The 247-nt window shown below is 44.9% G+C and carries 1 protein-coding gene; it reads right to left on the minus strand.

The window, feature by feature from the left end:
• The coding region (locus ACRHNM_RS17700; RefSeq protein WP_431137956.1) for a hypothetical protein at positions 1 to 223 on the minus strand (223 nt) is incomplete at its 3' end.
• Positions 224 to 247: the final 24 nt, after the last annotated feature.

Raw genomic sequence — 247 nt, forward strand, 5'->3', positions numbered from 1 at the left:
GCTCACATCCCTGTTCACAAGGACTGAAGAAGACTCCCTTTTCATAAATGGGCCGAAGATCCATTCCTTTCTTGGCGTCCCCTAATTGCTCGTTCCGTAGTCGTAGCTCGAAGGCGGAGTTAAAGGCCGTAAGCCTGTAATCGCTATCCATGGCCCATACCACATCGTCTCTATCCTCAACAATTTCAATTTTGTTATGAATAAGTATCTGCTTCTCTTTCAAAATCCAAGGTTTAAGAGAGGGTTG

The organism is Psychroserpens mesophilus (assembly GCF_050617655.1).
Lineage (GTDB): Bacteria > Bacteroidota > Bacteroidia > Flavobacteriales > Flavobacteriaceae > Psychroserpens > Psychroserpens mesophilus_A.